The following is a 1,537-nucleotide window of genomic DNA, read 5'->3' on the forward strand; positions in this document are numbered from 1 at the left end:
AGCTGCTGGGTCGGGTGCGGGAGACGGCGTTGGCCGCGTACGGGCACCAGGACGTGCCGTTCGAGCACCTGGTGGAGGTGCTGAACCCGTCCCGCACGCTGGCCTACCACCCGCTGTTCCAGACGATCCTCGCCCTGCAGAACGCGCCGATGGGTGAGCTCCGCCTTCCCGGACTGCGGGCGACCGCCTTCGCGGTGCCCACCGGGACGGCCAAGTTCGACCTCGGCTTCAACCTGAGCGAGCGGTTCGGCCCCGACGGCAGCCCCGCCGGGATCGCCGGAGTCGTCGAGTACGCCACCGACCTCTTCGACCGGTCGACCGTCGCCGCACTGGCCGGGCGCCTGACACTGCTCCTGGAGGCGGCCGCGGCCGACCCGGAGCAGCCGATCGGCCGGATCGAGCTCCTCGACGCCGACGAGCGGCACCGGCTGCTGGAGCGCGGCAACGCGACCACCAGGGAGGTGGACACCGTCCCGGTGCCGGAGGCGTTCGCGGCGCAGGCCGCGGCGACACCGGATGCGACCGCCCTGGTCCGCGGTGACGAGAGGCTGACGTATCGTCAGCTCGACATCCTGGCCAACCGATTCGCGCACGCGCTGATCGCCCGGGGAATCGGCCCGGAGCAGATCGTGGCGGTGGCGCTGCCGCGGTCCGTGGAGTCGGTGGTGGCCGTCCTGGGCGTCCTGAAGGCCGGGGCCGCGTACCTTCCGGTGGACCCGGCCTACCCGGAGGCCCGGATCGCGTTCATGCTGGAGGACGCCTGCCCGGCCCTGATGGTCGACGACCCGGCGATGGTGGCCGACACCACCGGATGGCCGGAGACGGACCCGGGCGTCGCGCTCGACGTCCGGCATCCGGCGTACGTGATCTACACCTCGGGCTCGACCGGCCGGCCCAAGGGCGTGGTGGTCGGCCACGGCGGTGTGGCGAGCCTGGTCGCCGGGCAGATCGAACGGTTCGCGATCGAGCCCGACAGCCGGGTGCTCCAGTTCGCCTCGCCCAGCTTCGACGCCTCCGTGTCGGAGATCTACACCGCTCTGCTGCGCGGTGCGGCCCTGGTCCTGCCGTCCACGGCCGACCCGGTGGCCGCGCTGACCGACCCCGGGCTCGCGGTCACCCACGTGACCGTGCCGCCGTCCGTGCTGGCGGCCCTGCCCGAGGACGGGGTGACCGTGTCCACGCTGGTGGTCGCCGGTGAGGCCTGCCCGCCGGAGCTGGTGGCGCGCTGGGCACCGGGGCGGCGGATGGTCAACGCGTACGGCCCCACCGAGACGACGGTCTGCGCGACGATGAGCGACCCGCTCGTGCCCGGATCGGGTGTGCCGCCGATCGGCCGCCCGATCGCCAACACCCGGGTGTACGTGCTGGACGAGCGGCTGCGGCCGGTGCCGCCGGGTGTGCCGGGGGAGCTGTACGTCGCGGGCGCCGGCCTGGCGCGCGGTTACCTGAACCGGCCGGGGCTGACCGCGGGGCGGTTCGTCGCCTGCCCGTTCGGTTCGGCGGGCGGTGGGCTGAGGATGTACCGCACCGGTGACGT

At 73.9% G+C, this 1,537-nt stretch carries 1 protein-coding gene; it reads left to right on the top strand.

Features of this window, described 5'->3' with window-relative positions:
• On the top strand, positions 1-1,537 hold a 1,537-nt coding region (locus ACWEQL_RS42390), incomplete at both ends, for a non-ribosomal peptide synthetase (RefSeq protein WP_452156961.1).

Source organism: Kitasatospora sp. NPDC004240 (assembly GCF_053603215.1).